Origin of the sequence: Dysgonomonas sp. BGC7, assembly GCF_001261735.1 — a bacterium.
In the GTDB taxonomy this organism is placed as follows: Bacteria; Bacteroidota; Bacteroidia; order Bacteroidales; family Dysgonomonadaceae; genus Dysgonomonas.
In genome coordinates, this window is sequence record NZ_CVRP01000033.1 from 1 (window position 1) to 813 (window position 813).

Annotated in this window: 2 protein-coding genes; one reads left to right on the forward strand and one right to left on the reverse strand. The window is 29.8% G+C overall.

Annotation, left to right across the window (positions count from 1 at the left end):
• The coding region (locus tag BGC7_RS17485) for a TaqI-like C-terminal specificity domain-containing protein (RefSeq protein WP_199318945.1) at positions 1-415 on the forward strand (415 nt) is incomplete at its 5' end.
• Here the strand turns inward: BGC7_RS17485 and BGC7_RS17490 are convergent.
• Positions 405-813, reverse strand: a 409-nt coding sequence (locus tag BGC7_RS17490; protein ID WP_304435844.1) for a TaqI-like C-terminal specificity domain-containing protein, incomplete at its 5' end; no start/stop codon positions are given. The two genes, BGC7_RS17485 and BGC7_RS17490, sit on opposite strands and share 11 nt — an antisense overlap.

Sequence of the window (813 nt, forward strand, 5' to 3'; positions counted from 1 at the left end):
GGACGATTTCTCTAAGCAAAAAATAGGTTGGGGAAACCTCAGTCTGAATAGCCAATTTACATTAATAGATGAAGGTTATTATATTAATGCTCCCTCTGCTTTTTTTTGTTCAAATGATTTATATTTATTAGGATTATTAAATTCTAATATAAGCAGTTATTACATAAAATCGTTAGGAGTTACTCGCAATGGAGGGTATTTTGAATTTAAACCAATGTTTGTGGAGCAGATGCCAATTCCTCAAATAGCAGAATACCAGAAAGATAAACTTATTTATTTAACAAAAAAAATACAAGAAAGTAGAAATAAACACATAGATACGATTAATATAGAAGTGGAGGTAAACCGCTTAGTATATGATCTATATCAGCTATCTATTGAAGAAGTTGAATTTCTCGAAAACACTATAAAATAGCATTCATGACATGGTTAAACTCATTGGCAGACAAACCAAACAATTCCGATATCAGACTATTTATTGACATTTCCACGCTAGGGCTAATCTTTTTATTATCAGTAATATTATCCATTATGGCTTCAATTACAGACTCCTGTTCTAAGCTTATTTTAGGTATCATAATCTGATCTATATACATTTTAATCCATCTTCGAGTGCCTACTCCAGATGTTGCACATATCTTATCAAAATACCATTCACATATTTTGGAATTTAGAAATGCGGTTAAATATTTGAGATGTTTTCCTGTAATAAAAAACACAGTATTATTAATGTAGTATCCGTCTAAATCTAAAGCAAAATTTGGATGATCAGTTAACTCAATCCAAATAATTTTTTGTTTAGAAAAATCGTCC